The organism is Kitasatospora sp. NPDC088742 (genome assembly GCF_055584905.1).
In genome coordinates this window covers 49660-76311 of record NZ_JBVJLD010000037.1, presented here as the reverse complement: position 1 = coordinate 76311, position 26652 = coordinate 49660, and the positions used below count along the sequence as shown (strand labels likewise).

General features: G+C 73.7%; 30 protein-coding genes. 12 read left to right on the top strand and 18 right to left on the bottom strand.

Annotated elements, in window-relative coordinates; translation table 11 throughout:
- Positions 1–15: 15 nt before the first annotated feature.
- Both ACZ6ZR_RS26140 and ACZ6ZR_RS26135 read right to left on the bottom strand, forming a co-directional pair.
- On the bottom strand, positions 16–693 hold the full coding sequence (locus ACZ6ZR_RS26140; protein WP_465646206.1) for a LytR C-terminal domain-containing protein: 678 nt from the start codon (positions 691–693) through the stop codon (positions 16–18).
- A 215-nt stretch (positions 694–908) separates the two neighbouring features.
- Complete coding sequence (locus tag ACZ6ZR_RS26135) at positions 909–1205, bottom strand: type II toxin-antitoxin system VapB family antitoxin (RefSeq protein ID WP_104817069.1); 297 nt, start codon at positions 1203–1205, stop codon at positions 909–911.
- Between the two features lie 147 nt (positions 1206–1352).
- Between ACZ6ZR_RS26135 and ACZ6ZR_RS26130 the strand changes: the two genes are divergently transcribed.
- A complete protein-coding gene (locus tag ACZ6ZR_RS26130; RefSeq protein WP_465646203.1) occupies positions 1353–2936 on the top strand; it encodes a helicase HerA-like domain-containing protein in 1584 nt (527 codons plus the stop codon).
- Between the two features lie 7 nt (positions 2937–2943).
- Here the strand turns inward: ACZ6ZR_RS26130 and ACZ6ZR_RS26125 are convergent, their stop codons facing one another.
- Both ACZ6ZR_RS26125 and ACZ6ZR_RS26120 read right to left on the bottom strand, forming a co-directional pair.
- Entirely contained in the window at positions 2944–4101 is a 1158-nt protein-coding gene (locus ACZ6ZR_RS26125) for a hypothetical protein (protein ID WP_465646201.1), read from the bottom strand.
- 112 nt (positions 4102–4213) lie between these two features.
- On the bottom strand, positions 4214–4945 hold the full coding sequence (locus ACZ6ZR_RS26120) for a rhomboid family intramembrane serine protease (protein WP_465646199.1): 732 nt from the start codon (positions 4943–4945) through the stop codon (positions 4214–4216).
- A gap of 256 nt (positions 4946–5201) precedes the next feature.
- Here ACZ6ZR_RS26120 and ACZ6ZR_RS26115 point away from each other — a divergent pair, with 256 nt between their 5' ends.
- Both ACZ6ZR_RS26115 and pyrB read left to right on the top strand, forming a co-directional pair.
- Complete coding sequence (locus ACZ6ZR_RS26115) at positions 5202–5720, top strand: YbhB/YbcL family Raf kinase inhibitor-like protein (RefSeq protein ID WP_465646197.1); 519 nt, start codon at positions 5202–5204, stop codon at positions 5718–5720.
- A 118-nt stretch (positions 5721–5838) separates the two neighbouring features.
- Positions 5839–6873, top strand: a complete 1035-nt coding sequence (pyrB, locus tag ACZ6ZR_RS26110; protein ID WP_465646195.1) for an aspartate carbamoyltransferase — start codon at positions 5839–5841, stop codon at positions 6871–6873.
- A gap of 7 nt (positions 6874–6880) precedes the next feature.
- Here pyrB and ACZ6ZR_RS26105 read toward each other — a convergent pair whose 3' ends face one another.
- Positions 6881–7579, bottom strand: coding sequence for a nucleotidyl transferase AbiEii/AbiGii toxin family protein (locus tag ACZ6ZR_RS26105; protein WP_465646193.1), 699 nt, complete (start codon positions 7577–7579; stop codon positions 6881–6883).
- Between the two features lie 85 nt (positions 7580–7664).
- On the opposite strand from ACZ6ZR_RS26105, the gene ACZ6ZR_RS26100 reads away from it, so the two are divergent.
- Positions 7665–7871, top strand: a complete 207-nt coding sequence (locus ACZ6ZR_RS26100; protein ID WP_465646191.1) for a KTSC domain-containing protein — start codon at positions 7665–7667, stop codon at positions 7869–7871.
- Here the strand turns inward: ACZ6ZR_RS26100 and ACZ6ZR_RS26095 are convergent.
- Positions 7864–8478, bottom strand: coding sequence for an HhH-GPD-type base excision DNA repair protein (locus ACZ6ZR_RS26095; protein WP_465646189.1), 615 nt, complete (start codon positions 8476–8478; stop codon positions 7864–7866). The genes ACZ6ZR_RS26100 and ACZ6ZR_RS26095 overlap by 8 nt on opposite strands.
- Before the next feature lie 177 nt (positions 8479–8655).
- Positions 8656–9066, bottom strand: coding sequence for an organic hydroperoxide resistance protein (locus ACZ6ZR_RS26090; protein ID WP_465646187.1), 411 nt, complete (start codon positions 9064–9066; stop codon positions 8656–8658).
- 121 nt (positions 9067–9187) lie between these two features.
- Between ACZ6ZR_RS26090 and ACZ6ZR_RS26085 the strand changes: the two genes are divergently transcribed.
- The 3 genes from ACZ6ZR_RS26085 (at position 9188) to ACZ6ZR_RS26075 (ending at position 10497) form a co-directional block, all read left to right on the top strand.
- Positions 9188–9658, top strand: coding sequence for a MarR family winged helix-turn-helix transcriptional regulator (locus ACZ6ZR_RS26085; protein ID WP_465646185.1), 471 nt, complete (start codon positions 9188–9190; stop codon positions 9656–9658).
- Positions 9659–9776: 118 nt separating this feature from the next.
- Positions 9777–9956 carry a hypothetical protein gene (locus tag ACZ6ZR_RS26080; RefSeq protein ID WP_465646183.1) on the top strand — a complete coding sequence of 60 codons (180 nt, stop codon included), beginning with the start codon at positions 9777–9779 and terminating at the stop codon, positions 9954–9956.
- 4 nt (positions 9957–9960) lie between these two features.
- On the top strand, positions 9961–10497 hold the full coding sequence (locus ACZ6ZR_RS26075) for a hypothetical protein (RefSeq protein ID WP_465646181.1): 537 nt from the start codon (positions 9961–9963) through the stop codon (positions 10495–10497).
- Here ACZ6ZR_RS26075 and ACZ6ZR_RS26070 read toward each other — a convergent pair.
- From ACZ6ZR_RS26070 to ACZ6ZR_RS26060, 3 genes are all read right to left on the bottom strand, one after another.
- Positions 10466–11020, bottom strand: coding sequence for a GNAT family N-acetyltransferase (locus ACZ6ZR_RS26070; protein WP_465646179.1), 555 nt, complete (start codon positions 11018–11020; stop codon positions 10466–10468). The two genes, ACZ6ZR_RS26075 and ACZ6ZR_RS26070, sit on opposite strands and share 32 nt — an antisense overlap.
- A gap of 33 nt (positions 11021–11053) precedes the next feature.
- Positions 11054–12442 carry a glutamate decarboxylase gene (locus ACZ6ZR_RS26065; RefSeq protein ID WP_465646178.1) on the bottom strand — a complete coding sequence of 463 codons (1389 nt, stop codon included), beginning with the start codon at positions 12440–12442 and terminating at the stop codon, positions 11054–11056.
- An 84-nt stretch (positions 12443–12526) separates the two neighbouring features.
- Positions 12527–13018 (bottom strand): Lrp/AsnC family transcriptional regulator, encoded by a 492-nt coding sequence (locus ACZ6ZR_RS26060; protein ID WP_465646176.1) that lies wholly within the window; start codon positions 13016–13018, stop codon positions 12527–12529.
- Positions 13019–13127: 109 nt separating this feature from the next.
- On the opposite strand from ACZ6ZR_RS26060, the gene ACZ6ZR_RS26055 reads away from it, so the two are divergent.
- Positions 13128–14669: a PLP-dependent aminotransferase family protein gene (locus tag ACZ6ZR_RS26055; RefSeq protein ID WP_465646174.1), complete on the top strand. Its 1542-nt coding sequence runs from the start codon at positions 13128–13130 to the stop codon at positions 14667–14669.
- A 48-nt stretch (positions 14670–14717) separates the two neighbouring features.
- Here ACZ6ZR_RS26055 and ACZ6ZR_RS26050 read toward each other — a convergent pair whose 3' ends face one another.
- From ACZ6ZR_RS26050 to ACZ6ZR_RS26040, 3 genes are all read right to left on the bottom strand, one after another.
- Positions 14718–15350: an isochorismatase family protein gene (locus ACZ6ZR_RS26050; RefSeq protein WP_465646172.1), complete on the bottom strand. Its 633-nt coding sequence runs from the start codon at positions 15348–15350 to the stop codon at positions 14718–14720.
- An 88-nt stretch (positions 15351–15438) separates the two neighbouring features.
- Positions 15439–16455: a GlxA family transcriptional regulator gene (locus ACZ6ZR_RS26045; RefSeq protein ID WP_465646170.1), complete on the bottom strand. Its 1017-nt coding sequence runs from the start codon at positions 16453–16455 to the stop codon at positions 15439–15441.
- Between the two features lie 48 nt (positions 16456–16503).
- On the bottom strand, positions 16504–16869 hold the full coding sequence (locus ACZ6ZR_RS26040) for a MerR family transcriptional regulator (RefSeq protein ID WP_465646168.1): 366 nt from the start codon (positions 16867–16869) through the stop codon (positions 16504–16506).
- A gap of 60 nt (positions 16870–16929) precedes the next feature.
- On the opposite strand from ACZ6ZR_RS26040, the gene ACZ6ZR_RS26035 reads away from it, so the two are divergent.
- From ACZ6ZR_RS26035 to ACZ6ZR_RS26025, 3 genes are all read left to right on the top strand, one after another.
- On the top strand, positions 16930–17712 hold the full coding sequence (locus ACZ6ZR_RS26035; RefSeq protein ID WP_465646166.1) for an alpha/beta fold hydrolase: 783 nt from the start codon (positions 16930–16932) through the stop codon (positions 17710–17712).
- A 285-nt stretch (positions 17713–17997) separates the two neighbouring features.
- The gene (locus tag ACZ6ZR_RS26030; protein ID WP_465646230.1) at positions 17998–18336 is read left to right on the top strand and encodes an RNHCP domain-containing protein; all 339 of its coding nucleotides are present in this window, start codon (positions 17998–18000) and stop codon (positions 18334–18336) included.
- A gap of 11 nt (positions 18337–18347) precedes the next feature.
- A complete protein-coding gene (locus tag ACZ6ZR_RS26025; RefSeq protein ID WP_465646164.1) occupies positions 18348–18764 on the top strand; it encodes an RNHCP domain-containing protein in 417 nt (138 codons plus the stop codon).
- Between the two features lie 196 nt (positions 18765–18960).
- Here the strand turns inward: ACZ6ZR_RS26025 and ACZ6ZR_RS26020 are convergent, their stop codons facing one another.
- Together ACZ6ZR_RS26020 and ACZ6ZR_RS26015 are read right to left on the bottom strand one after the other, a co-directional pair.
- Positions 18961–19944, bottom strand: coding sequence for a hypothetical protein (locus ACZ6ZR_RS26020; RefSeq protein WP_465646162.1), 984 nt, complete (start codon positions 19942–19944; stop codon positions 18961–18963).
- Positions 19941–20285, bottom strand: coding sequence for a PadR family transcriptional regulator (locus ACZ6ZR_RS26015; protein WP_465646160.1), 345 nt, complete (start codon positions 20283–20285; stop codon positions 19941–19943). The genes ACZ6ZR_RS26020 and ACZ6ZR_RS26015 overlap by 4 nt, the downstream gene beginning before the upstream one ends.
- Positions 20286–20435: 150 nt before the next feature.
- On the opposite strand from ACZ6ZR_RS26015, the gene ACZ6ZR_RS26010 reads away from it, so the two are divergent.
- The gene (locus ACZ6ZR_RS26010; protein WP_465646158.1) at positions 20436–21656 is read left to right on the top strand and encodes a TerD family protein; all 1221 of its coding nucleotides are present in this window, start codon (positions 20436–20438) and stop codon (positions 21654–21656) included.
- Positions 21657–21679: 23 nt separating this feature from the next.
- Here the strand turns inward: ACZ6ZR_RS26010 and ACZ6ZR_RS26005 are convergent, their stop codons facing one another.
- From ACZ6ZR_RS26005 to ACZ6ZR_RS25995, 3 genes are read right to left on the bottom strand one after another with little or no spacing between them, the layout of a single operon-like run.
- Entirely contained in the window at positions 21680–22966 is a 1287-nt protein-coding gene (locus tag ACZ6ZR_RS26005) for a JmjC domain-containing protein (protein ID WP_465646156.1), read from the bottom strand.
- Positions 22963–24150 carry a hypothetical protein gene (locus ACZ6ZR_RS26000; protein ID WP_465646154.1) on the bottom strand — a complete coding sequence of 396 codons (1188 nt, stop codon included), beginning with the start codon at positions 24148–24150 and terminating at the stop codon, positions 22963–22965. The genes ACZ6ZR_RS26005 and ACZ6ZR_RS26000 overlap by 4 nt, the downstream gene beginning before the upstream one ends.
- A complete protein-coding gene (locus ACZ6ZR_RS25995) occupies positions 24147–26615 on the bottom strand; it encodes a DUF6624 domain-containing protein (protein ID WP_465646152.1) in 2469 nt (822 codons plus the stop codon). The genes ACZ6ZR_RS26000 and ACZ6ZR_RS25995 overlap by 4 nt, the downstream gene beginning before the upstream one ends.
- Positions 26616–26652 lie beyond the last annotated feature (37 nt).

Here is a 26652-nt window from a genome sequence, read left to right as displayed (position 1 = left end):
CCTTCTGACGTGGGATCAGCAGCTGCCGGGCACCGGGCTGGGGGTCGGCGAGGGCTTGGTGGCCTCGGCCAGCGCGACGGCGGCCTGGTTGGGGTCGAGCAGCGCGGTGAAGGCGTCGCCGACCACCACGTCGACCGAGCCGTCCACCCGGGTGTCGGCCGACTTGGTGGCGCCGCCGACCTGGGAGGCGAGCAGGGTGGCGCCGCCGAGGCCGCCGGGACCACTGATCACCTGGACGGTGGTGGTGGGCAGCTTCTCCACGTTGGCCGGCGCGTTGCCCACCTTGCCGATGGTGAAGCCGCGCTTCTTGAACTCCTCGGCGGTGCGAGCGGCCAGGCCGGACTTGGCGGTGGCGTTGTAGACGTTCACCGTCACGGCGTTCGGCTGCGGGACGGCCGTGGAGGTGGCGCCGGCGGCGGGGGCGGCTCCCGGGGAGCCGGCCGGTTCGGGGGCGGCCAGCGGCTTGCCGGAGGCCGAGGCGCCGGGGGAGGCGCAGGCCTGGGCGGTACCGCCCTTCTTGCCGGAGAAGATGTCCACCAGCTGCACGCCGCCGAGGGCGATCAGCGAGAGGGCCAGCAGTGCGCCGACCGCGGCCAGGATCTTGCGGCTCTTCTTGGGCGGGCGTCCAAGGCGGGGGTAGGAGTTACCGGTGATCCGGTACTGCTTCCCCTTCAGTCCCTGGGGAGTCAACATGCTCACGGGTCTCCCCCTCGTGCCAGGGCAAGGGTCATCGGCGGATGCGGCCGACGGGGCGGAGTGCCGGAGTCTGCGGCCGTAATCAGCAGATTAGTGCCACTCCCGGCCCGTAGGTACTAAATGATCATCATCTGGAGTACGCGGGCACTCGAAAGGATGTACCGGCGCCCGAACGGACGACGGCGACGGGCCCCTGCGGGGGTGACGGACGGTCAGTCCATCTCGAGGACGCGGGCGTGCAGGACCTGGCGCTGCTGGAGCGCGGCCCGGACCGCGCGGTGCAGGCCGTCCTCCAGGTAGAGGTCGCCACGCCACTTCACCACGTGGGCGAAGAGGTCCCCGTAGAAGGTCGAGTCCTCGGCCAGAAGGGTTTCGAGGTCCAACTGGCCCTTGGTGGTGACCAGCTGGTCCAGCCGCACCGGGCGCGGCGCGACGTCCGCCCACTGGCGGGTGCTGGTCCGGCCGTGATCCGGGTACGGCCGTGCGTTGCCGATGCGCTTGAAGATCACACGGAAAGCCTACCGTCACGCCGCCCCGGGGCACAGCAAGCACGACCCGGCCTGCGTTCGGTGATTCGTAGGGATTACATAGGGAACATCCCCTTTTCGGGGTGGTTGTTCTGACGATCCGTTCGCGATGACCGGGAGCCTGCCGAGATGACCACGGACCAGACCACGGGCGTGAAGTCCGACGACGAGATGCCGGGCGAGGTCCGGGAGATCGCGGCCGGGTACGCCTTCACCGGCCCCGCGCTCGACCTCGGCGCCGTGCTGCTGGACGGCACCGCCTTCCCCGGGGCACCGGTGCGCATCCCGCTCGGGGTGCTCAACCGGCACGGGCTGGTGGCCGGGGCGACCGGTACCGGCAAGACCAAGACCCTCCAGCTGATCGCCGAACAGCTCTCGGCCCAGGGCGTCCCGGTCTTCCTGGCCGACGTGAAGGGCGACGTCTCCGGCATCTCCGCGCCCGGGCAGGCCAACGAGAAGGTGGCCGGCCGGGCCGCCGAGGTCGGGCAGGTCTGGTCGGCGCAGGGGTGTCCGGCCGAGTTCTACGCGCTGGGCGGGCTGGGCGACGGCATCCCGCTGCGGGCCACCGTGACCAGCTTCGGGCCGCTGCTGATGTCCAAGGTGCTGGAGCTGAACGAGACCCAGGAGGCCTCGCTCTCGCTGATCTTCCACTTCGCCGACCGCAACGGCCTGGAGCTCTACGACCTCAAGGACCTCTCAGCGGTGATCTCCTTCCTCACCTCGCCGGAGGGCAAGGAGCAGCTCAAGGGCATCGGCGGGCTGTCGGCCGCGACGGCGGGGGTGATCCTGCGCTCGGTGACGGTGCTGGAGAACGAGGGGGCGGGTTCGTTCTTCGGCGAGCCGGAGTTCGACATCTCCGAGCTGCTGCGGTGCGCGGAGGACGGGCGCGGGGTGGTCTCGGTGCTGGAGCTGCCGGCGGTGCAGGACCGGCCCCGGCTGTTCTCCACCTTCCTGATGTGGCTGCTGGCCGAGCTCTACCAGGAGCTGCCGGAGGTGGGGGACCCGGAGAAGCCCAAGCTGGTGTTCTTCTTCGACGAGGCGCACCTGCTCTTCAAGGGGGCCTCGAAGGCCTTCCTGGAGGCGATCACCCAGACGGTGCGGCTGATCCGCAGCAAGGGGGTCGGGGTCTTCTTCGTGACGCAGACCCCCAAGGACGTGCCGGGGGACGTGCTGGCGCAGTTGGGCAACCGGGTGCAGCACGCGCTGCGGGCCTTCACGCCGGACGACGCCAAGGCGCTGAAGGCGACGGTCTCCACCTTCCCGAAGTCGGCCGCCTACGACCTCGGGGAGGTGCTGACCGGGCTCGGCACGGGGGAGGCGGTGGTGACGGTGCTGTCCGAGAAGGGGGCGCCGACGCCGGTCGCGGCCACCCGGCTGCGGGCGCCGCAGTCGCTGATGGGGCCGGTGACCGAGGAGGCGCTGCGGGCGGCGGTGGACGGGTCGGCGCTGATCGGGCGCTACCGGGACGCGGTCGACCGCGAGTCGGCGTACGAGAAGCTGACGGCCCGTCCGGAGCCCGAGCCGGTGCCGTCACCGGAGGCGCTGCCCGAGCCCGCACCGGCTCCCGCGCCGCCCGCGCCGAAGCCCGAGCCCGGGCTGGTGGACGCGCTGCTGAACAACCCGATGCTGAAGTCCTTCGCGCGGTCGGCGGGGACGCAGCTGGGCCGGGAGATCTCGCGGAGCATCTTCGGGACCTCCCGGCGCAAGCGGTGAGCCGGCGTCAGCCGCGCAGGGCCTGGCCGATCCGGTCCATCGAGGAGAGCCGCATCAGGCCGTAGTTGTAGAACTCGACCTCCGGGACGCCGAGTTCGCGCAGGACGGCGATCTTGGCGGCCAGGTTGGCGGGGCCGTCGCAGTCCTCGGTCATCGGGCGGAGGATGACGGCCATCTCCTCGGGGCGCACGCCGTGCACCGCGAAGGCGGCGACCTTGTCGCGGACCGCCTCGGGGGTGCGGGCGTAGCCGAGGGTCTCGACCTGGTGGACGCCCTTGGCCAGGGCGGGCAGGTCGATGCCGGAGAGCCAGCCGGTGCCGGGGCCGCCGCCGTCCATGAAGCTGAGCCGCATGCCGTCGGCGGCGGCCGCCTCGGCGACCTCGGTGGCCAGCGAGGTGACGGTGCGGGCGGAGGCGTCCACGTAGGCGGCGACCGCGCCGTCGGCCAGACCGTCCAGCGGGACGGGTTCGGCGGCCCGGTCCTCGTCGGCCAGGCGGGCCCGGATCTCGGTGCGGACGGCGGCCCGGACGTCCTCCGCGCCGTCGCCGAAGGCGGTGCGGCAGTGCTCGCAGAAGCAGAGGCCGAGCAGGGCCTCGGTGACCGGGCCGAGCTGCTCGAAGTACCGCTCGTGGTGGTAGCCGTGGCGCAGGCCGTGGAAGTGCAGCGACTCGGCGCGGATCGCGTCCACCCCGTAGCGGGCGAACTCGCCGACCAGGGTGGTGGCGTACTCGCGGACCTCGGGGTTGGCCGGGCAGAGCTCGGTCAGGTGGCGGTCGCCGAAGGCGTTCTCGGGGGAGACCTCGGGGTGGCGGAAGCCGAGCCGGTCGTTGTGGCAGAAGACCGTCCAGGCGTGCAGCTTGAGGCCGCGCCGCCGGGCCTGCTCGGCCGCCTCGGCGAACGGGTCGCGGTCGCCGATCGCGGTGGAGGGCAGCGGGGTGAGCCGGCGGCCGGCCCAGCGGGCCGGGTCGGGGCGGAAGTAGGCGGCGCCCGGCTCCAGGTAGCGGACCACCCGGTGCGGGTTGTGCGGGAAGACGTCGCGGGCCTCGTGGTAGACCGAGGCGAGGGTGACGCCGCCGACCCCGGCGCGGTCGGTGAGGTTGCCGAAGAAGGTGTCGGGGCCCTCGTCGAGCAGGTCGGTGGCGAAGGCGAGGACGGACGAGTCCACGGGGCGGCTCCGGCGGGTGGTGCGGGCGGGTGGTGCGAGCGGGTGCGACCACGCTAACCGGGGGGCGCTGAATGGTCTATACCTCCGAGGAGGCGCGTCGGGCCCGTCGGGTCTACAGCCCGAGGTCGTCGAGCTCCTTGAGCAGCTTCCGGCGCTCGGCCGCCGCGGCTCCACCCTCGGTGGAGGTGGGCTGGGCGGGGACGCCGGCCGAGGCGGGGGTGGGGGCGGGCGAGAGGGCGGCCGAGGCCTTGGGGCGGCGCTCGCGGAAGATCCACGCGCCCGCCAGGCCGCCGAGCAGCCCGCCCAGGTGGCCCTGCCAGCTGATGCCGGGGGTGCCGGGCACGGCGGTGGTGAGGATGTAGGCGAAGGAGGCACCCATCACCACGCCGACCAGACTGTCGATCAGGTTCCGGTCGATCAGACCGCGCAGCACCACGTAGCCGAAGTACCCGAAGACCAGCCCGCTGGCGCCGATGGTGAGCGACTGCTCCGGGGAGAACAGCCAGATCGCCGCCCCGCTGGTCAGGGCGACCAGTGCGGTCAGCCCCAGGAAGCGCTTGACGCCCCGGTACGCGGCGAGGAAGCCGAAGATGAAGAGCGGGCCCGAATTGCCTTCCAGGTGCGCCCAGTTGACGTGCAGGAAGGGCGCGGAGACCAGGTCCGGCAGCGAGTCGGCCCGGCGGGCCCGGATGCCGCCGTCGACGCTCAGCTGGTAGTCCGTCAGCCAGTTGACCAGGTGCAGCGCCCACACCAGGCAGAGCACCCCGACCATCACGTAGAGCGCCCGTCGGGCCTCGGCGACCATCCGGCCGTAGTCGGGAGCGGGACTCTCTTGGGCTGCCATGCCCCGAACTCTAGGGGCTGTCTCCTTGGTGGGGCCTGGCGGGCGCCGCCGGAGCACGCACCTCGCCGGCTTCTCGTCAGTCGCCGATGCTCCGCACGGACTCTCCCCCAGCCTCCGGCCGGGAGGTGCCCCCTTCTCGGCGCCGCCGAGGCACGCACTCCAACGACGCCCGCCCATCGACCCACCAAGGAGACAGCCCCTGGAGGTCATAGGCTGCGGGATGACCCCCGCCGCCGAAGTCGAGGAAGGTTCCGCGATGAGCCAGCGCCCGCCGCTGCCGTACGAATTCCTGCCCCCGGTCCCGTCGTTCGAGCTGACCAGCGCCGACCTGGCCGAGGGCGGCACCATGCCGGACACCCAGGTGTACGCGGCCGGGAACACCTCGCCGCAGCTGGCCTGGTCCGGTGCCCCCGAGGGGACCCTGAGCTACGCGGTGACCTGCTACGACCCGGACGCGCCGACCGCCAGCGGGTGGTGGCACTGGCTGGCGGTCAACCTCCCGGCCTCCACCCGCGAGCTGCCCGCCGGGGCCGGGGCCTCCGACGGGACCCTGCCGGGCGGGGCCTTCCACGTCCGCAACGACTTCCCCGGCCACCGCTACGACGGGGCCGCCCCGCCGCCCGGCCCGGCCCACCGGTACGTCTTCGCTGTGCACGCGCTGGACGTGGCGGAGCTCGACCTGACCCCGGACACCCCGGCGGCCGTGGTGGGCTTCCACCTCACCCACCACGCCCTCGGCCGGGCGCTGCTCACCGTCGAGTACGCACGGCCCTGACCTGCGGCGGCCGTCGTCCGGGCCCGCGAAGGGCTCGTGGAGGGCTCGGACGGCGGCCGTGGCCCGGCCAGTAAACTGGCGGCGTCCAGCGCGTCGCCAGAGGGAGAACCCAGCCGCCATGTCACTGACCGGGAAGCACGTCCTCTCCAGCGACCAGTTCGAGCGGCAGGACCTGGAGCGGCTGTTCCGGCTGGCCGACCTGCTGGTGCCGGTGGCCCGGGGCGAGCAGGTCACCCGGGTGCTGGAGGGCGCGGTGATGGCGAGCCTGTTCTTCGAGGCCTCGACCCGTACCCGGCTCAGCTGCGAGACCGCGTTCCTGCGCCTGGGCGGCGGGGTCACCTCCACCACCGGGACCGAGGTCACCTCGATCGCCAAGGGCGAGTCGCTGGCCGACACCAGCCGCGTGGTGACCGGCTACGCCGACCTGGTGGTGATGCGTCACCCCGAGGTCAGCTCGATCCACGAGTTCGCCGCCGCCACCAACGTCCCGGTGATCAACGCCGGCAACGGCGCGGGCGAGCACCCGACCCAGGCGCTGCTGGACATGTTCGCCCTGCACCGCGAGTTCGACCGGCTCGGCAAGTCCATGGACGGCCGCCGGATCGCCCTGGTCGGCGACCTCAAGCACGGCCGCACCGTGCACTCGCTGGTCAAGCTGCTCTCCCGCTACCAGGACATGACCATCGTCTGCGTGGCCCCGGAGGAGCTGGGCATGCCCTCCTACCTGCTCGACCTGGCCACCGAGCGCGGCCACCGGGTCGAGGTCACCGACCAGCCGGCCCTGGGCCTCAAGGAAGCCGACCTCGTCTACACCACCCGGCTGCAGACCGAGCGCTTCAAGGACCGGCCGCTGCCCTACAGCGACGACTTCCGGATCGACAGCGCCCTGGTCAACCGGGTCTGCCGGGAGGACGCGGTGATCATGCACCCGCTCCCGCGCGACTCCCGCCCCGGCTCCAACGACCTCAGCGCCGACCTCAACCGCGACCCGCGGCTGGCCGTCTTCCGCCAGACCGACGCCGGCATCCCGACCCGGATGGCGCTCTTCGCCTCGGTGCTCGGCGTGGCCGAGGAGATCCCCGGCTCGCTCCGCCCGGCCCGCTGGTACCGGCCGGAGTACGTCGGCCCGGACGACGCGCCGTTCTACAAGTGACGCCGGGTCAGGAGGCCTCGTCCTCGGGTTCGTCCGAGACCGGCTCCTGACGTTCCATCAGGCGCTCCGTGAGGTCGTCGAGCCAGCCCTGCGCCCAGTCACGCAGGGCGGCCGACTCCTCGGGCGTCAGCCCCAGCCCGGCCAGGTCCCGCTCCTCGCGCCACCCCGCCTCGGCCAGCCGGGCCTGCAACTCGGCCGGATCCAGGCCCGGTTCACCCGTGTGGCGGCGGCCCAGGGTCTCCAGCTCCGGGTACGACCACTGGTCCGCCAGGGCGAACAGGTCAGCCAGGTCCCGGGGCAGCCCCCGGTCGACCAGCGCGCGGACCTTCGTCCCGGCCAGGTCCGCCAGGGCCAGCACCGGCCCGTCCGGGCCCTGGTGCGGGGGCTGCCAGAAGCTCTCCTTCCGCAGCTCCACCCCGTACTCCTCGCCCGTCCCCGCGTCGGCCGCCGTCAGCGCCGAGGCCAGCGGATCGTCCACCAGCACCCGGACGGCCCAGCCGCGGGCCAGCAGTTCGGCGGCTGTTCGCGCGGTCAGCTCCGCCAGCGGCACCGGGCTCGCGGTCGCCAGCTCGACCGTGCGCACCGGCCGGTCCGGCAGGCCGTGCGCGAGGGCGGCGCAGTCGCCGCCGAGCACCAGCGGGAAGCGGGTGCCGAGCGCCAGCAGATCGGCCAGCAGCCGCCGTCCGGTGTCCGTCATGGGTGACATGCCGTCAGTATCGCCGGGCCCCCGGCTCCCCGCCCCTGCCGGGCCGCCCGGACCGGCCCGCGCATACTGGGAGGCGGAGCGCACCGTGAACCGCGAACCCGTCGAATCCAGCTGCCTCTCCTCCGTCGGCCACCTGGGCACGACGCTGGAGCTGGAGTTCCGCAGCGGCTCGGTCTACGAGTACGCGGAGGTGCCCGAGTCGGAGTACCGCGAACTGCTCGCCGCGCCCAGCCCCGGCCGGTACTTCCACGCCCACATCCGCGACCGCCACCCCTACCGCCGGATCAGCTGACCCGGCCCGTCTTGGCGGCCTTCTCCGCCTTCTCCGCCTTGGCCGCCGCCTTCATCTCCTGCTTGTGCACCCGCACCTGCGCCAGGGACTCCGGCCCGGTGATGTCCGCCACCGAGCGGAAGCTCCCCTCCTCGCCGTACACCCCCGCCGCCTTCCGCCAGCCCTCCGGTCGCACCCCGAACTGCTTGCCCAGCAGCGCCAGGAAGATCTGCGCCTTCTGCCGCCCGTACCCCGGCAGCGCCTCCAGCCGCTTCAGCAGCTCCGCCCCGGTCGAGGCCCCGCGCCAGACCGCCGCCGCGTCCCCGTCGTACTCGGCCACCAGGTACTGGCAGAGCTGCTGCGTCCGCTTGGCCATCGACCCCGGGTACCGGTGCACGGCCGGCGTCTGCGCGCACAGCGCCACGAACCGCTCCGGGTCGTAGGTGGCGATGGCGTGGGCGTCCAGGTCCTCCCCGCCCATCCGGTCCAGGATCACCCGGGGCCCGCTGAACGCCTTCTCCATCGGCACCTGTTGGTCCAGCAACATGCCCACCAACGCCGCCAACGCGCTCCGCCCCAGCAGTTCGTCCGCCTCCACCTGTTGCGCCAGGTGCACCTCGGTCGCCATCGCCGCCTCCTCGTCCGTCGCTGCGGCCCAGCGTAGGTGCGCCCACCGGCCCCGCCGGGGTGCCGCTCCGAGGGCGGCCGAGCACGAACGGAGCCGAGGTGGTGGGGAGCGGGCACGCGGAAGGCCCGGACCGCGGGGGCGGTCCGGGCCTTCCGGTGGGGCGGGGTGGTCGGTCGGTCACTCGACGACGAGCTCGACCGGGATGTTGCCGCGGGTGGCCTTGGAGTAGGGGCAGACCTCGTGGGCCTGCTTGACCAGGAGGTGGCCGGTCTCGTTGTCGAGGGCGTCGGGGAGCTCGACGCGCAGGACGACGGAGAGGCCGAAGCCGGAGTCGTCCTTGCCGATGCCGACCTCGGCGGTCACCGAGATGTCGCCGGTGTCGACCTTGGCCTGGCGGCCGACCAGGCCGAGGGCGCTGGCGAAGCAGGCGGCGTAGCCGGCGGCGAACAGCTGCTCCGGGTTGGTGCCCTCACCGGTGCCGCCGAGGGCCGGCGGCATGGCCAGGGCCAGGTCCAGCTGCCCGTCGGAGCTGACGGCCCGGCCCTCCCGGCCGTTCGCGGTGGCGACTGCGGTGTAGAGCGCGCTCATGTCGAGTTCCCTTCGGTCTGTCCTGCCGGTGGGGCCCGGCGGTCCTGCTGACAGACTCAAGTAGAGCACGCAATTAAATTGTGCGCAACTGAATCGTGCGGGGTGGCGTTACGCTGGACCCATGACCAAGCCGCCCACCGAGCTGCCGGACGAGGACTTCCTCCGGCTCGACAGCCAGATCTGCTTCTCGCTGCACGCCGCCTCGCGCGCCTTCAACGGCGTCTACCGGGTGATCCTCAAGGACCTCGGGATCACCTACCCCCAGTACCTGGTGATGCTGGTGCTCTGGGAGCAGGGCGCACTCCCGGTCAAGCGGATCGGCGAACACCTGCGGCTCGACTCGGGCACCCTCTCCCCGCTGCTCAAGCGCCTGGAGGCGGCCGGCCTGATCCACCGCGAGCGCAGCCCGGAGGACGAGCGCTCGGTGGTCGTGAGCCTCACCGAGGCGGGGGTACGGCTGCGCGACGAGGCCGTCGAGGTGCCGCGCCGCATCCTGGCCGCCACCGGCCTGCCGGTCTCCGAACTCGCCACGCTGCACGCCCAGTTGGCCAAGGTCACGGCTGCTCTGGACGCGGCCGGCGTCGAGGCCTGAGCTCGGGGCACGAGCCCGGGCCGTGGTCCGGGCGTGCGGTTTACGATGGCGGCATGACGAAGCGCCGGCCGGAAGAGGACGAGGAACTGCTCGACGCCGTCGGGGCGGTCGCCGCACCGTGCTCCACCTCACCGAGGAGGGGCGGGAGTTGATGGCCCGGTCCCGCCGTCACCAGCGTGCCGCCTGCGGCCAGGTCACCGCCGACTGGGAAGAGCGGGACCGGGTCGAGCCGGCCCGGCTGATGCTCCGTTACGTGGCTGCCCAGGAGGCGCTGCGCGGGCGGCCGCGGGAGGCCTGACGGCATGGCCTGGATGGGGGAGCAGCTGCGGCGGCACGACCTGGTGCGGGTCCGGATCACCGGGCGGCCGCGGCCGCAGCACCTCCGGGCGGTGGTCCGGGAGGTGTACTGCGCGCGGGAGTTCGGGGTGCGGGCGGGGGAGTCGTTCGAGTTCGTCGGGCGGTCGGGCAGTTGGGGGCAGCACGCGCCGGAGCCCGGTGACCACGTGCTGCTCTTCCTGGCCCGGATCAACGGACGCTGGTACCAGGACCCGGCCTCGAGCGACCTGTACGTGGTGGAGCGGGGCGGCGCCGAGCGGGTGCTGCTCCGGGTGGAGCACGCGGCCGTGACCGGGGCGGAGCGGGTGCCCGAGGTGCTCCGGGAGGACTGCCGTCCGGACCGGGAGCGGGCCGGGTACGTCTCCTTCGACCGTGCCCTGATGGAGGCTCATCTGCGGTCGCTGGCCGCCGAAATGGGCCTGCCGGCGGTGCCGCCCCGGTGGCGGGCCGGGCGGGCCGGGTGGGCGGCGGTCAGCCGGTGGCGGGCGGCGCGGGGGCGGTGAGCCGGGCCGCCCGGAGGTCGGCCGCGTGCAGGTGGACCGGCGCCCCGGTGCGGGAGGTGGTGATCCGCTCCAGCGGGAGGCCGATCCGCTCGGCGACCCGCTGCGAGGCGGTGTTCGACGGGTGGACGATCGCGGTCAGCCGGGGCGCGCGGAGCACGTCGCGGGCGAAGTCGCGGCAGGCGGCGGCCGCCTCGGTGGCGTAGCCGCGCCCCTGCAGCGCGGGCCGGACGTGGTAGCCGACCTCCAGCTCCGTCGCCCCGTCGATCTCCTGGGGCGTCAGCCCGCAGTCGCCGACGAACGCGTCGCTGCCGCGCAGGCCGACCCGCCAGAGCCCGTGGCCCCTCTCCCGGTACAGCCGGAGGTTCCAGTCGATCCAGGAGGACGCCTCCGCACGGGACTTGGGGCGCGGGTAGTAGCGCATCACGGCCGGGTCGCCGAGCAGCGCGGCCAGGTCACCGAGGTCGTCCGGGGTCATCCGGCGGAAGGTCAGCCGGGCGGTGTCGGCGGGGGTCACGAGGTCCACGGGGCCGATGGTGCCACGCGACCCCCGCCGGTGTCAGTGCCGGAAGCCGCTCCGGTCGGCCTCGGCCGGGGTGCCCTTGGTCAGCCGGGCCACGGAGGCGCGGATGTCCCGGGCGAGCAGTTCGATCTCGTCCCGCCCGATGCCGTGGCGGACCAGCACCCTTTGGATCACCGTGTCCTGACGGTCCGCCGGCAGCGGGTACGAGGGCACCTGCCAGCCGCGCATCCGCAGCTGGTCGGAGAGGTCGTAGAGGGTGAAGCCGGCGCCCTCGGGGTCGGTGAGCGTGTAGGAGACGGCGGGCAGCGCCCCGGTGCCGTCGTACAGCAGGGTGAACGGGCCCATGGCGGTGATCTCCCGGGCCAGGTGGTGGGCGGTCTCGGCGCAGGCCAGCTGCACCCGGCGGTAGCCGCCCCGGCCCAGCCGCAGGAAGGTGTAGTACTGCGCGACCACCCCGCCGCCGGGGCGGGAGAAGTTGAGCGCGAAGGTCGGCATGTCGCCGCCCAGGTAGGAGACCCGGAACACCAGCTCCTCCGGGAGGAGTTCGGCCGTCCGCCAGACGGCCCAGCCGACGCCGAGCGGTGCCAGGCCGTACTTGTGCCCGGAGGCGTTGATCGAGGCGACCCGGGGCAGCCGGAAGTCCCAGACCAGGTCCGGGTGGAGGAACGGCGCGACGAAGCCGCCGCTGGCCGCGTCCACGTGCACCGGAACGTCGAGGCCGGTCTCGGCCTGGATCCGGTCCAGCTCGGCGGCGATCTCGGCCACCGGCTCGTAGTCGCAGGTGTACGTGACGCCCATGATCGCCACCACGCCGATGGTGTTCTCGTCGACGTACTCGCGCAGCTGGTGCGGCCGCAGGCCGGTGGCGCCGGGCTCCAGCGGCACCTGGCGCAGCTCGACGTCGAAGTACCGGGCGAACTTCTCCCAGCAGACCTGCACCGGCCCGGCCACCAGGTTGGGCCGGTCGGCGGGCCGGCCCTCCCGGCGGCGGCGCTCCCGCCAGCGCCACTTCAGCGCCAGCCCGCCCAGCATGGCGGCCTCGCTGGAGCCGGTGGTGGAGCAGCCGACGGCGGTGCCGTCGGGACCGGCCGGGGCGTGCCAGAGGTCGCCCAGGATGTTGACGCAGCGGGACTCGATCTCGGCGGTCTGCGGGTACTCGTCCTTGTCGATCATGTTCTTGTCGAGGCACTCGGCCATCAGCCGCCGCACCTCGTCGTCGGTCCAGGTGGTGCAGAAGGTGGCCAGGTTCTGCGCGGCGTTGCCGTCCAGCAGCAGCTCGTTGTGGAGCAGGGCGTAGACCACCTCGGGAGGGGAGTGCTCGGCCGGCATGTGGTGCTTGGGCAGGACGTGCTCGCTCAGCGCCGAGGCGAACACGTCCGTGGCCCCGTCGTACGTCCCGTGCTCCCGCACCTCGTGCAGCGCCATCGCTCTCCCTCTCGGTCACGGTCCGTCAGAAATCGACCATAACCGGACAAGTGGCGCGGCGAAACCGCGAGGGCTGACGGGTGGTCAGCCCTCCGGGGTGAGGTAGTGGCGGCCCGGTATCTGCTCGAAGATCAGGTTGGTGCGGGTCTGGGCCACCGCGGGGTGGGTGGTGAGGTGGTCGACCACGAAGTCGCGCAGGCCCTCGGGGCCGGCCACGCCCACGTGCAGCAGGTAGTCGTCGGAGCCGGCCATGTGGAACACGGCCAGCACGCCGGGGAGTGCGGGTGCCGTGCTGCGGAAGCTCTCGTTCTGCTCGCGGGTGTGCGCCCGCAGCCGGACGGAGATCATCGCCTGCAGCGGCAGCCCGATCGCGGCCGGGTCGACCTCGGTCCGGAACCCCTTGATGATGCCGCGCTCGCGGAGCGAGCGGACCCGGGCCAGGCAGGTCGAGGGGGCGATCCCGACGGCCTCGGCGAGGGCGTTGTTCGGGGTCCGGGCATTCTCCACCAGGACCCGCAGGATCGCCTGGTCGATTTCGTCCACGGGGCCGCGGGCGGGCTGACGATAATTCGGCACGTCCCCCAGGCTCCCCGCTCCGGCCGCTGATCCGCAAGCTCCCACGGCGTGATTCCGAATATTGTTCGGATCGCTTTCGTTGGATCATCGGAAAACTCATCCTGGCTCCATGAGCAGCCCCGCCGTCACCCGGCACCCCGCGACCGGCCCCGATCCCGAGCCGGAGCTCCGCGCGTTCGAGATCCCGGCCGCCGGGCTGCCCGACGAGGAGCGGCTGCGGGCGCTCGACGCGATGGACGACTACCTGACCCGCAAGCGGCAGCACCTGGTCGGCTACCAGGCGACCCAGTCGCTGGCCGGCAGCGCGCTCGACCTGGCCCGGTTCATGCTCAGCAACATCAACAACCTCGGCGACCCGTTCCAGAGCGGCGGCTACAAGCCCAACACCAAGGTGGTCGAGCGCGCCGTGCTCGACTACTACGCCAAGCTCTGGCGCGCGGGCCGCCCGTACGACCCGGCCGACCCCGACTCGTACTGGGGCTACATGCTCTCGATGGGCTCCACCGAGGGGAACATGTACGCCCTCTGGAACGCCCGGGACTACCTCACCGTCCCCGGCGCGCCGCAGCCGGTCGCGTTCTACTCCGAGGACACCCACTACTCCTTCGCCAAGGCCGTCCGGGTGCTCGGCGTCTCCACCTTCCACACCGTCGGCGCCGAGCTCTACCCGGACGAGTGCCCGCTCGGCGGCGCCTGGCCCACCGAGGTCCCCTCGCTGGCCGGCCCCTCCGGCCACTCCTGGGACGGGCCCGGCGCGATGGACCCGCGGGCGCTCGCCGTGCTGGTCGAGTTCTTCGCCGCCAAGGGCCACCCGGTCTTCGTCAACTTCAACCTGGGCAGCACCTTCAAGGGCGCGCACGACGACGTCCGCGCCGCCGGTGAACTCCTGCTTCCGGTCTTCGAGCGGCACGGACTGATGGAGCGTCACCTGCCGGACGGTTCCGTCCGCCGGGGCTTCTGGATCCACGTGGACGGCGCGCTCGGCGGCGGGTACGCCCCCTTCGTGCGGCTGGCGGCGGCTGACCCGGAGACCTACGGCTGGCGGCCCGAGCAGGACCTGCCGGAGTTCGACTTCGGGCTGCGGCTGCCCACCGCCGCCCACGGCGAGCTGGACCTCGTCTCCTCGATCGCGATGAGCGGCCACAAGTGGGCCGGGGTGCCGTGGCCCTGCGGGGTCTTCATGACCCGCACCAAGTACCAGCTGGAGCCGCCCACCCAGCCCGAGTACATCGGCGCGCCCGACTCCACCTTCGCCGGCTCCCGCAACGGCTTCTCCCCGCTGGTGCTCTGGGACCACCTCTCCCGGCACTCCTACCAGGACCAGGTGGACCGGATACGGCAGTCCCAGGAGCTGGCCGTCCACCTGGAGCAGCGGCTCGGCGAGCTGGAGCGGGAGCTGGGCACCGAGCTGTGGACGGCGCGCACGCCGGGCGCGGTGACGGTCCGGTTCCGGCGGCCGGGACCGGAGGTGGTGGCCAAGTGGTCGCTCTCCTCCGAGAGCCTGCTCACCGTCCCCGGTGACCCGTCCTCCCGGCGGGACTACGTGCACGTCTTCCTGATGCCCTCGGTCGACCGGGCCAAGCTGGACGCCCTGCTGGCCGACCTGGCCGAGGACCCGGTCTACCGCGCGGCTGCCACGGCCGCACGGTAGACCGGCCGCCGCGGCCGGGCGGGCAGGCCTCCTGGGCGGGCAGCCCTCCTAGGCGGGCAGGCCGTCGACCGTCTCGACCACGGTGCCGAACAGGTCGGCGACGGTGGTCAGCGCGACGGTGTGCAGCACCGCGGCCGGGACCACCGAGCCGTCCGGGCCGGGCAGCGCCCGGGTCGCGCTGGCCTCGGCGACCACGGTGGGGCGGTAGCCGAGGTTGAACGCGCCCTGGGCGGTAAAGTTGACGCACATGTGGGTCATGAACCCGGCCAGCACCAGGTCCTTGCCGTCCTCCGGGGCGACGCCGATCCCGCGCAGCACCTGCTCCAGCTCGGTGCCGTGGAAGGCGTTCGGCACCTGCTTGACCACCACCGCCTCGCCCGCCACCGGGGCGAGCTCCGGGCTGATCGCACCGATCTCGGCCCGGATGTCGTACGGGGTGCCCTCGCCGCCGTCGTTGACCACGTGGACCACGGGCGTGCCGAGTTCGCGGGCCCGGGCCAGCAGGCGGGCGCCGGCCGCGACGGCCTCCTCGGCGCCGTCGAGCGCCATCACGCCGGAGCGGTAGGTGTTCTGGTAGTCGATCAGGACCAGCACGGACTCGCTCAGGCGGGGCGGGGTGCTGTCCAGGCCGCTGACGTCGCGGAGGGTGGCGGAGGCGGTGGTGGTGTCGGCGATGATCATGGGTGATACCTGACTTTCCGTGAGAAAACGGGCATGGGTGGGGCGCGTCGGGCCCGGTGCGGGGCGACGCGGTGGGTCGGCGGTCGGTCTAGGGGTGGGTCTGGTCGGTCCGGAAGCGGCGGCGGTAGCCCGCCGGGGTGGTGGCCAGTTGGCGGCGGAACGCGCGGTGCAGGCTCTCGGCCGAACCGAAGCCGGCCGCCGCGGCGAGCCGCTCCAGCGGTTCGTCGGTGCCCTCCAGCAGGCGGCGGGCCGCCTCCACCCGGGCGGCCTGCACGTAGTCGGCCGGGCTGGTGCCGGTCTCCTGCTTGAAGACCCGGGCGAAGTGGCGCTCGCTCAGGCACATCCGGCCCGCCAACGCGGCGGCGGACAAGTCCTCGTCCAGGTGCTCGGCGATCCAGACGCGCAGCTCGTCGATGTCCCGGCGGGCCGAGGCCGGGCGGGAGAGCGGCACCGAGAACTGGCTCTGGCCGCCCTGTCGCTTGAGGTACATCACCAGCTGCCGGGCCACCCCGAGCGCGACCTCCTCGCCCTGATCCTCGGCCACCAGGGCGAGCGTGAGGTCCAGGCAGGCGCTGATCCCGGCCCCGGTCCAGATCCGGCCGCGGTCGGTCCGGACGAAGATCGGGTCCGGATCGACCGTCACCGCCGGGTGGTCCGCGGCCAGTTGGGCGGCGGTGGACCAGTGCGTGGTCGCCGTCAGCCCGTCCAGCAGCCCGGCCTCGGCCAGCACGTGCGCACCGACGCAGACCGAGGCCACCCGGCCCGCCCGGGGCGCGGCCTCCCGTACCCAGGCCACCACCCGGGGATCGTTCAGCGCCACCGGCCCGTCGGCGGTCATCTCGACCGCCCCCGGCACCAGCAGCGTGTCCACCCGGCCCTCGACCTCGGCGAACGCCAGGTCGGTGGCCAGCCGCACCCCCGCAGAGGTCCGCACCTCACCCGGCTCGGGCCCGGCCAGCTCGACCCGGTACCCGGCCCGGCCCCCGGTCTCCCGGTTGGCGAGCGCGAACACCTCGGCCGGGCCGGTCACGTCGAGCAGGTCGACGTCGGGGAAGACCGCGATCACGACGCGGTGCGCGGCGGGCGGTGCGGACGGAGTGGACATGCCTCCATCCTGGGCTCGGCGCCCGATGGCGGCAATGACGATTCCCCGTCAGATCCGGACATCGCGTCCGGCGGTGGCGGAGCGCTGGACGCCGAGCAGCGCGCGCTGCAGCTGGAGCCGCTTGATCTGCTCGTCCATCGTGCCGAGGCGCTCGTCCAGCACGGACAGCGACAGGTCGCACGGCATCACGCCCGGCCCCTCGTCGTGGGCGCAGGGCAGCAGGCGGCCGATCGCCTCGGTGGTCAGGCCCGCTTCCAGCAGCTCGCGGATGCGGTGCACGGTGGGGACGGCCTCGGCGGGGTAGCTGCGGTAGCCGTTCGGATCGCGGGCGGGGTGCAGCAGGCCCTGCTCCTCGTAGTAGCGGAGCAGGCGGGCCGGGACTCCGGTCCGCCGGGACAGTTCGCCGATCTGCATGCCGGGCCTCTCCGGGGTGGGTTGACCTTCACACTGGTGTCAGTACCTAGCGTGGCCGTCATGACCGCTATTCCGGCCGCTCAGGCCCCCTACGCCCTGTCCACCACCGTCACCGGCTCCGGTTCCGGCATCCTGCTCGCGCACGGCGCGGGCGGCGGCGTCGCCGAGAACTTCGGCCCGCTCGCCGCCGAGTTGAGTGCCCGTCACACCGTGGTGGGCCCGTCCTACCCCGCCGACGACCGGCCGCTAGACCTCGACCGGCTGGCCGACGCGGTGGTGGCGAGCGCCGTCGACGCCGGGGTGGAGACCTTCACCGTGATCGGCTACTCGCTCGGCACCGCCGTCGCCGTCCGGGCCGCCGCCCGGCACCCGGAGCGGGTGCGCGCACTGGTGCTCGCGGCCGGCTTCGCCCGGGCCGACAACCGGCTTCGCCTCGGCATGCAGGTCTGGCAGGACGCCCTGGCCCGCGACGACCGGGAGGCCTTCGCCCGGATCGCGCTCACCTCCGGCTTCGGCGCCGCCTTCGTCAACTCCGTTCCGGCGGACGACATTTCCTCCCTGGTCGAGCTGGTCTCGGCCGGCATCCCGGCCGGCACCGCCGCCCAGGCCCGCCTGGTCGCCGAGGCCGACACCACCACCGACCTGGCCTCCCTCGCCGTCCCGGTCCTGGTCGTCAACGCCACCGAGGACCTGCTGGTCCACCCCGGCAACTCCCGTGCCCTGGCCGCCGCCATCCCCGGGGCCGAGTACGCGGAGCTGGCGGCCGGGCACGTCCTGATGGCCGAACAGCCGGACGCCTGGCGGGAGTTGGTCACGGGCTTCCTCGCCCGGCACGGCCTCTGACGGATAAATCGGTGGTGGCGCCCGGGAGGTGGTTGTTAGCGTGACCGCTCCGTCGGAGACGTCCAGTGGCCACCGTGGCCGGAAGGCAGGGAAGTGTATGACCCGGACCGCGCCGAGTGCGCCTCGCAAAAACGCGTAACTCCCGTTCTCCGTCGCCCTGTCGGCGACTCCTGACGGGGTTCCCTGTCGAGGCCGCTCGGCCTGCTCTTGCTGTCAACGAAGCCTTCTCAGCAAGGAGCACCCCGGGTGTCCAACTCCCACTCCGACCACACCGTCTCCACCACCATGAAGACCGCCACCTTCGCCTGCGCCTGGTGCGGCCTCACCGTCACCACCTTCGCGCCCGACGGCACACGGCGGAACCACTGCCCGTCCTGCCTCCAGTCCCGGCACGTCCTCGACCAGGTCGAGAGCGGCCCGAGCGACTGCCACGGCCGGATGACACCGATCGCCATCGCCGTGCTGTGGACCGGCGACTGGATGGTGATCCACCGCTGCGTCCGCTGTGACGAGCTGACGTCCAACCCGGTCCACCCGGACGACAACCAGCTGATCCTGATGCGGACGGCGGTCCGGCCACTGGCCCAACCCCCGTTCCCACTCGAAGCGTTCGGCGCGCTCTGAGGGGGACGGCCATGCCACGACGCAGCAACGCCGACCGCCGCCGGAACCGCCCCCCGCGCCCGCAGCGCCACAAGGACGTCCTGCACGGCCTCGGCAGCACCCACCGGGCGCACGACTTCCGGTGCGTCTCCTGCCGCCTGGACGTCTCCCTCGACGCCCCCGGCACCGCCCACCGCAACCACTGCCCCAACTGCCTGGCCAGCCTCCACGTCGACCACCGGATCCCCGGCGACCGCGCCTCGCCCTGCCGGGGCCGGATGGAGGCCCTGGGCCTCTCCGTCCGCCCGGACGGGGAGTGGCTGATCATCCACCAGTGCCTCAGCTGCGGCGAGTTGAGCGCCAACCGCACCGCGGGCGATGACAATCCGCTGCCGCTCCTGCGCCTCGCGGTCCGTCCGCTCCGGGCACCGATGGTGGCGGGTCCCTGAAACGTCGTGGGGGGCCGGCCCCCCCCCCCGGGCCGGGCCCCCCCCCCGGGGGGAGGGCCGGGGGGGGGGGGGGGGGGGGCCCCCGGGGGGGGGGGGCCCCCCCGGCCCCCGCCCGCGGGCGCCCCCGCCCCGGGCCCCCCCCCCCCGCCCCCCCCCCCCCCCCCCCCCCCCCCCCCCCCCCCCCCACGACGGTGGATCAGGCCGGGTTGGTGGGCTCGGTCGCGCCGCGGGCGCGGTGGACCAGCCGGGCCACCAGGGCGATCGCGAGGGCGAGGGCGAACGGGGCCATGGAGGTCGCCGTCAGCCACAGGGTGCGGTGTGGGTTCGAGAAGCGGTCCAGGAGCGTGAACGGGATGAACAGGAGCCAAGGCGTCACCCCGAGCGCGATCCCGGCCGACCGGAGCAGGGCGGGGTGCCGGGTGGACAGGTGGAGCGCGAGCAGCGCCGCCACCGCCGTGCACTGCAGGGCCGGTTGGAGGTCGATGGCCCGCAGGGGCACGACACCGTCCGGGGACAGCGCCCCGAACCGGTCCGCCGCCGTCAGGGTCAGCCCGACGCCCAGGGCGAGCCCGGTGATCTCCCACCGGCCGCGGCGGCTCAGGTCCACCAGCCCGGACGGTGCCAGCAGGACCGCCAGCCCGCCCAGGGCCGTGCCCACGATGTCGCCGGCGGTGGATACCCGGAGGGGTCCGTACAGCAGGACCAACAGTCCGGTGTACGCCAGGGCGCCGAGCGCACCGGCGACCCGGGCCGGCCGCCACCGGCCCAGTACGGCGAGCACCAGGGCGGACAGCCACGGCGCGGAGACGGCCACCACGGTGACCGCCACCAACACGTCGCCGAGGGTGCTGTGGGACGGGGCCGGTTCGACGATCCACTGGACCATCCTGGGCAGTTGGGGGAGCAGCATGGAGAGGATCATCCCGGCGGAGACGCCGAGCACGACGGGCGCCGACCCCGCCAGCACCCGCCCGGCGGGGTCCGTCGGGCCGATCCGCAGCCGCAGCCGCAGTGCGTGCGTGGCCAGGTCCCGCCGCTCCCGGAACACCTGACGTCGCGTCATCCCCTCGGCGGTCTCCGCGAACACGGCCTCGATGTCCTCACCGTGGGCGGCCCGGTAGCGGGCGGGGTAGAGCCCCATCAGCAGACGCCCGGCCTGCGGGGACGTGAACTCGCTCATGCGCCCGCCCCGTTCGGCCGCAGCCGCACCGCGAGGCGCCGCTCCGTCTCGGCCACGGCCTGCCGCAGCCGCCCGGTCTCCTCGACCAGCACGTCCTGCCCCCGCACGGTCAACGCGAAGGTCCGGCGCATCCGCCCGCCGACCACCTCCTCGCTCGCCACCTCGATCAGGCCCTGCTGCAGCAGCCGGTCGAGCGCGGTGTACAGCGTCCCGGTGCTGAGCCGGGTGCGGCCAGCGGAGATGGCCAGCACCTCCTGGATGATCGCGTAGCCGTGCCGCGGGGCATCGGCGAGCGCGGTGAGCACCATTCTGGTGGGCTCTTGCAGTTGACGGTCGGTCATGCGGGTGAGCATAGGTGCGGTTTCGCCATATGTCGATGGTTTACCTATCGAGCGGCGGCCGCGCACTACGCATTTCGTCGGAATCCCGGCACTTCCCCTGCGGGGCCGGGCCGCCGCCGCCACCATGGACGGATCACGGAGGAGGCCCAGATGACCACCACGCTCCCCAAGGGTGCGAACGCCGCCCTGGCCGGCACCCACTGCCGGGTCACCATCACCGCGGCCGGCATCCCCGTCGACGTCTCCGCCGTCCTCCTCGGAGCCGACGGCAAGGTGCGGGGCGACCACGACCTGGTGTTCTACAACCACCCGTCGCAGGACGGCGTGACGGTGGCCGGCCTCACCGTCGCGGTGGACCTCGACCGCGTTCCGGCCGCCGTGGAACGCGTCGCCGTCGTGGCGAGCATCGACGTCGATCACCCCCACGCCCGCTTCGACGCGGCCGGTACCCCGAGGGCCGGCATCGAGTGCGGGCCTACGCGCCTCGGATTCGTTCCACCGCCGATGACCGGTGGAGAGACCGTGGCGGTCATCGTCGAGCTGTACCGGAGGGCGGGGACGTGGAAGGTCCGGGCCGTCGGGCAGGGCTGGTCCAGTGGGTTGGCGGGTCTCGCGGCGGACTTCGGCATCGTCGTGGACGACCCGGGGCCCGCGGTCCCGCCGGCCCCGGCCGCGCCGACGCCCGCCCCGGCGGTGCTTCCGTCCCACGCCCCGGCGGTGCCGCACCCGTACGCCCGACCCACCGGACCCCTCGGCAGGATCGCCCTCGTCAAGGGCGGCCAAGCCGTCATCAACCTGCGCAAGGACGACCCGGACCTCGTCGTCACCGCCGGCCTGGAGTGGGACGGCGGCAGTGCGGGCCGGCGTCAGGCCGGTGCGGACCTGGACCTCTACGCCCTCCACGTGCCCTGCGGCCTCGTCACCCCCAAGGGCCCCAGGCCGACCAAGTCCGAGCAGGTCGTCTACTACCGCCGGCTCGGTTCCCTCACCGAACCGCCGTACATGGCCCTCGACGGGGACGCCCGCGTGCCCGGGAAGGAGACCGTCACCATCCGGCGGCCGGATCTCCAGGGCTACGTCCTCATCTGCGCCTACAGCGCGGTCGAGAACGGCACCGGCTCCTTCCGGTCCTACGGAGCACGGGCGGTCATCACCGACGGCCGTGGATCCACCGTCACCGTCCCGCTCTACAACGACCGCAACCTGTCCTACTGGGTCGCCATCGCCCTCATCGACTTCACGGTCCCGGGCGGCGTCGAGATCCGCCACGTGGAGAAGTACAGCGGCAACCACCGGGAGGCCCGTCCGACGCTGTACTCCAACGGGAACTTCCGGATGAGCGTCGGCCCGGTGGAGTTCAAGACCGGGTGACCTGAACGACGAAGGCCGGCACCCTAGAGCCGGCTCAGGGCGCGGAAGGTCTCCAGGGCTTCCAGCAGGTGGCGGGCTTCCGTCCGGGCGGTGGGTGGCAGGGGGGCCAGCAGTTCGCGTACCGGTAGTGGGGTGAGCTCGGTGGTGGCCAGGTGGTGCAGGAGTGGGGCGAGGTGATGCGGGGTCAGGGCGGTGGCGGTGACGTGGCCGTTGGCGGCGCAGAGGTGGGAGCCGGCGGTCGGGGCGTGGAGGACGCGGGTGCGGGCGCGGAGCACCGTGTGGTCGGGGAGCGGGCGGGGGGTGTCGGGCGGTGGGGCGGGGGTCAGGCCGGCCGCGGTCAGGTTGCGGAGGGAGACGGCGGTGACCCGGTGCTGGATCCGCTCGGGGTCGCGGTACTCCTGGAAGAGCCGCAGGGTCTGTTCGAGCACCTCGGGCAGTGCGCCGTCGGCGGGCGGCTCGGGGACCGAGAGCGGGGCGGTGGCGGCGGGCAGCCGCCTCAGGCCGGCGTCCGGGTCGACCATCGCGTCCGCCGTCAGGTCGAGCAGCAGGTCGTCCACGTCGTAGACGGCGCGGTGCGCCTCGCGCGGCACGCCGACGTTGACGCTGGTGGCGGACCGGCCGTCCACGCTCTCGCCGACGTGGTAGTAGTCGGACGGCCAGTACAGCAGGTCGCCGGGCTCGGGCTCGGCGGTGAACGAGCTTGCCAGGTACGGCTGGTAGTCGAGCACGGTGGTCACCGGCTCGGTCCACGGGCGCTCGCGCCAGAACCGCATCCGCTTGCGGCCCTCGAGCGCGAACATGAAGGTCGCGAAGCGGTCCTTGTGGACGCCGACCGGGGTGTGCTCGTAATTGCCGTGGAAGAGCGTGGTGATGGCTCCCGAGAGCGGCAACCCCGTGCGCTCCCAGAGCGGTTCGAAGAAGGCCCGCTGGCGCTCCCACTGTCCGGCGTGGAAGGCGTGGAAGGCGTGCACCGTCAGCGCGTACCGGCGCTCCGCCGAGAAGGCGGCCAACTCGCCGTCCAGGCGCCGCCGGTAGCCGTCGAAGGTGCCGTCCTCGGCGCGCGGGAGCCAGCTCGCCGGTTCGGACTGCTGGAAGCGGCCGACGGCGAACTGGGCGTTCGGCGGCATCAGGTACAGGCTCGGCGGCCGGGTGGCGAGCGCGGCGGTGGCGAAGATCTCGCCCAGCTCGTAGGGCGCCGGGCGGACGGCCTTGACCAGCACCGGGCGCCGGTCCCAGTAGCGAGCGGTGAACTCGTCCCAGGCGAGCGGGCCTTGGACGACGGCCAGCTCGCTCGCGTGTGCGGTCGTCATCCGTCCGCCCTCCCGTTCTTGGTGAACTCGATTCCGCGCAGTCGGTAGAGCTTCCGGACCAGCGCGGTCACGGCGGCGTTCTGCTCGTCCACACCCACCGCCCGGCAGAGCTCGCCGACCGTCAATTCCCGCCCCAGTGGCAGCTGTTGGGCGATCAGCTCCCCCGCTGCCCCGCCGACCGGGAAGGTGTGCCCGTTGACGGCCCAGATCCGCCGGCCGGGCCCGTCCGGCTGCCGGAGGATCTCCCGCACCACTCGCAGCTGCTGCCCGGGGGCGAGGGCCACGTCCCCGCGCGGCTCGGGCGCGGGCTCCAGTGAGGCGGAGGAACACCAGGCCGCCCACCGGGTGCGCAGCGCGGCGGGCAGCTCCGGGCCCCCGGCGGCGGCGCCGGCCGCCGCGCCGATGGCGAGCATCGGGGCGGCCGGCCCGCCGTCGGACGGCGGGTAGGGCAGGCAGGGCACCGTGCCGTCGTACGCCAGCCGGTCCCGGACCTCCTCCGCCAGCAGGTTCTTGACGGCTCCGGCCACCAGGTGCCGGCCGCGCGGGACGGAGATCCGCAGCGTCAGGCAGCCGTCCAGGTGGCGTTCGCGCCAGCGGGACCCCTCGGGCCAGTACAGCAGCTCGCCGGCGGTGGCCCGCAGCATCCGCGGCGAACCGTCCGTCTCGTGCAGCTCGGCCTCCAGGGTGCCGCCCAACACCCAGGTCAGCACGGCGTGTTCGGAGGGGGCGGCCAAGCCTCGGACGCGGGTGTACCCGTCGCCCTCGGTCAGCTCGGCCTCGACCGGCAGGCAGGGCAGGCCGACCCGGTGCCACAGCCGCTCCAGGCCGTCCCGGACCGAGGACCACAACGCGTAGTCGATGTGCAGGGGTTGACGGACGCTCAGCAGGAATCCGGTGTCCGGGCCGCTGCCGGCCGGCTCGCGGCGCAGCCGGGCCCGGTAGGCGGCCGGGTCCGGGTCCTCGGCGTCGGGCAGCAGCCGGCCCGGCGCGCCGAGCCAGCCGAGCGCGGTGTGGAAGCGGACCTGCGGGAAGGTCCGGAACACCGTGCCGGCCCGGAACGAGGCGCAGGCGGCGACGACCGTCCGGTGCAGCTGCTCCGGGTCCGTCGGCGCGGCGGCCGTGAGCAGTACGGGCTCCTTGCCCCAGGCCGGGGCGAGGAGTTCGGTCCAGTCGGTGGCGGTCACGCCCGTACCCCTTCTTCGTTCTTGACACCTGGCTCGGGTGCCGGGTACTTCTCCGCGAGCTGGGCCGCGTAGGCGGCCAGCGGCTGCAGTCCGGCGGCGGCGCGCCGTTCGTCCACCCGGTCCTCGTCCTCGATCGGGCAGGGCCGCAGCTCGCCGGTGGCGGCCCGCTCGAACTTCGTGCCGTACAGCTGCGGGCGGCCCTCGGCCCGGCGCAGCGAATCGGTGAGGTAGGCCGCGTCGCGCGGGAGCATGTCGCCCGCCTCGGCCGCGGCCTCGATCAGGGTGAGGCACTCGCGCCGGAAGTCGAGCTCGCCTTCGTGGTGTTGGAGCAGCGCGCCCGCCACCGTGGCGGCCTCCGGGCCGACCAGGCCGTGGCCGGGCCAGCCGTGCTCGGCGACCACACCGCGCAGCCAGGCGATCCCGGCGTCGGTCAGCCGCTCCAGCCGCGCTTCGAGATCGCTGTCGGTGAAGCCCCCGGCCGCCCAGGGGCCGCGTAGCGCGGCGTCGAGCCGGCCGAAGCGCAGCAGCCGATCGCGGAGCTCGGCACCCGTCCGGGCCGCCGGCCCGGCCGCCGCGTCCCGCGCTGCTGGTTGGACTGGTTCGACAGGTCCGACCGGTCCGGCCGCCTCGGTCAGCGGGTCGATCCGCAGCCGCAGCTTGGCCTCGTCCCAGGAGTAGGTGATGCGGCGGCCCGTCTGCGGCCAGTCGAAGGAGACCTCGCCCTCGCGCGGCCCGCGCCGGGTGAGCCACACCCCGAGTGCGGGGTCGTGCAACTCGCCCGGCCCCGGCGGGGTCTCGTGCGCGTACTCGACCGCGTCGCGCAGCGCGATGCCGAGCCCGGCGAGGTCGAGCTTGCCGCCCTCGCGGACGGCGCCGACCGGCGGCCAGGGCCGGTCCTCGCCCCACGCGGGGGCCTCGGCCGGATCCGCGAGCAGCTCGTGGCCGGGCGGCATCCGCACCGTCAGCAGCGGTCCGCCGTCGGCGGCCCGGAAGAAGTACGGCACGTCGCCCCGGGCGAGCTGCGCCGACTCGGCCTCGGTGAACGGGAGTTCGCCACCGTCCGGGTACTCGGCCGTCGGCCGGGCGATCACCCGGACCACGTGCCCGGCCACCCGCTCCGCGAGGAACTCGGCGATCCGGGCCCGGTTGCGGCACATCAGCGTCCAGGCGTCGAACATGCCGCGCAGCAGCGACGGCAGGTACGGGCCGTAGCCCACCCGGCCCTCGGTGTCGCCGACCACCGTGCGGGTCTCGGTCCTGGTCAGGGAACGGGACCGGCGCTCCAGCCGCAGCGAGCCGTCCGGCTGCGGGTGCCAGCAGGTCGCGGGGCCGTCCAGCTCGCACCAGCGCGGGACGTTCTCCAGCCCGGCGTGGTGGTGGGCGGCGAGTGACGGGTCGGCCATCAGCCCGGTCTCGAACAGGCGGTCCACGGAGCCGAAGCAGGCCTCCAGGTCGACCGGGTAGGGGAGCGGCTCGCCCTCCTCCGGGCGCTGCCCGATCAGCACGTTGCCGTCGATCAGGTCGGTGATCCCGAAGGCGAACGCGGCGGCGGACAGCGAACCGGCGCGGTGCCAGTAGCGGCCCGCCACTCCGGGCTCCAGGACGGCGCCGCGCAGCCTCAGCGGGCCCTCGGTCCGCAGCACGCCCCAGCTCTGCGGCGGCTCGATCCACTCCTGCCAGGAGTAGCACGGCCGGCCCGGCCCGCTGCCCGGCCCGCTGCCCGGCCCGCTGCCCGGCCCGCTGCCCGGCCCGCTGCCCGGCCCGTTGCCCGGCCGCACGTCCATCGTCGGCAGCCTGATCTCCCCTGCCACCGGCGGCAGTTGGTTGAGCAGGGCGAACACCGAGCCCTCGGTGGCCAGGAACAGCAGCTCGCCGGTGGCAGGTCGCGGCTTGTACGCGAGCCGGCCGCCGTCGGCGAACTCGACCCGCAGCACCCGCTGCCCGCCGTTGTGCGTCTCCGCGCCGTTCGCCCACAGGCCGGTGACCCGACGGTCGGCGGGCTGGTCGCGGGCCAGCCGTTCGAGGAACAGTGTCAGGAACCCCAGGTACTGCCCGACCCGTTCGGCGGCGAAGCCCGCGGCCCGCTCGGCCGGACCGGCCACGCAGGCTTCCAGCGCCTCGGTGAGCAGCGGTCCGAAGAGCTCGGCGTTCTCCGGCCGCAGTAGCCGCGGCTCGACCTGCCGGGCCCCGGCCGAGGCCGGCGCCGACGCCGACCAGGCGTCGATCCGTCGCAGCACCTCGTGCAGAGGCGCGAACCGGGGGTCGGACAGCGCGTGCGCCAGCGCCCGCGCATCGGACGGACCACCCAGCGGACGCTCGACGGCGAGCGTGCCGTCCGGCCCGGCAACGACCACGGGCGGGAACGCCCGGCCGGCCCGGCCTTCGGCCAGCGCGGTCAGCAACCTCCGTGTCGTGAGGGGGAGTTCGGACGCGCGGGTGGCGTCTCCGAGGTCGCGCAGTTCCATTCAGCCCCTCACCGGATGGTCACGGCCGTCTCCGTCG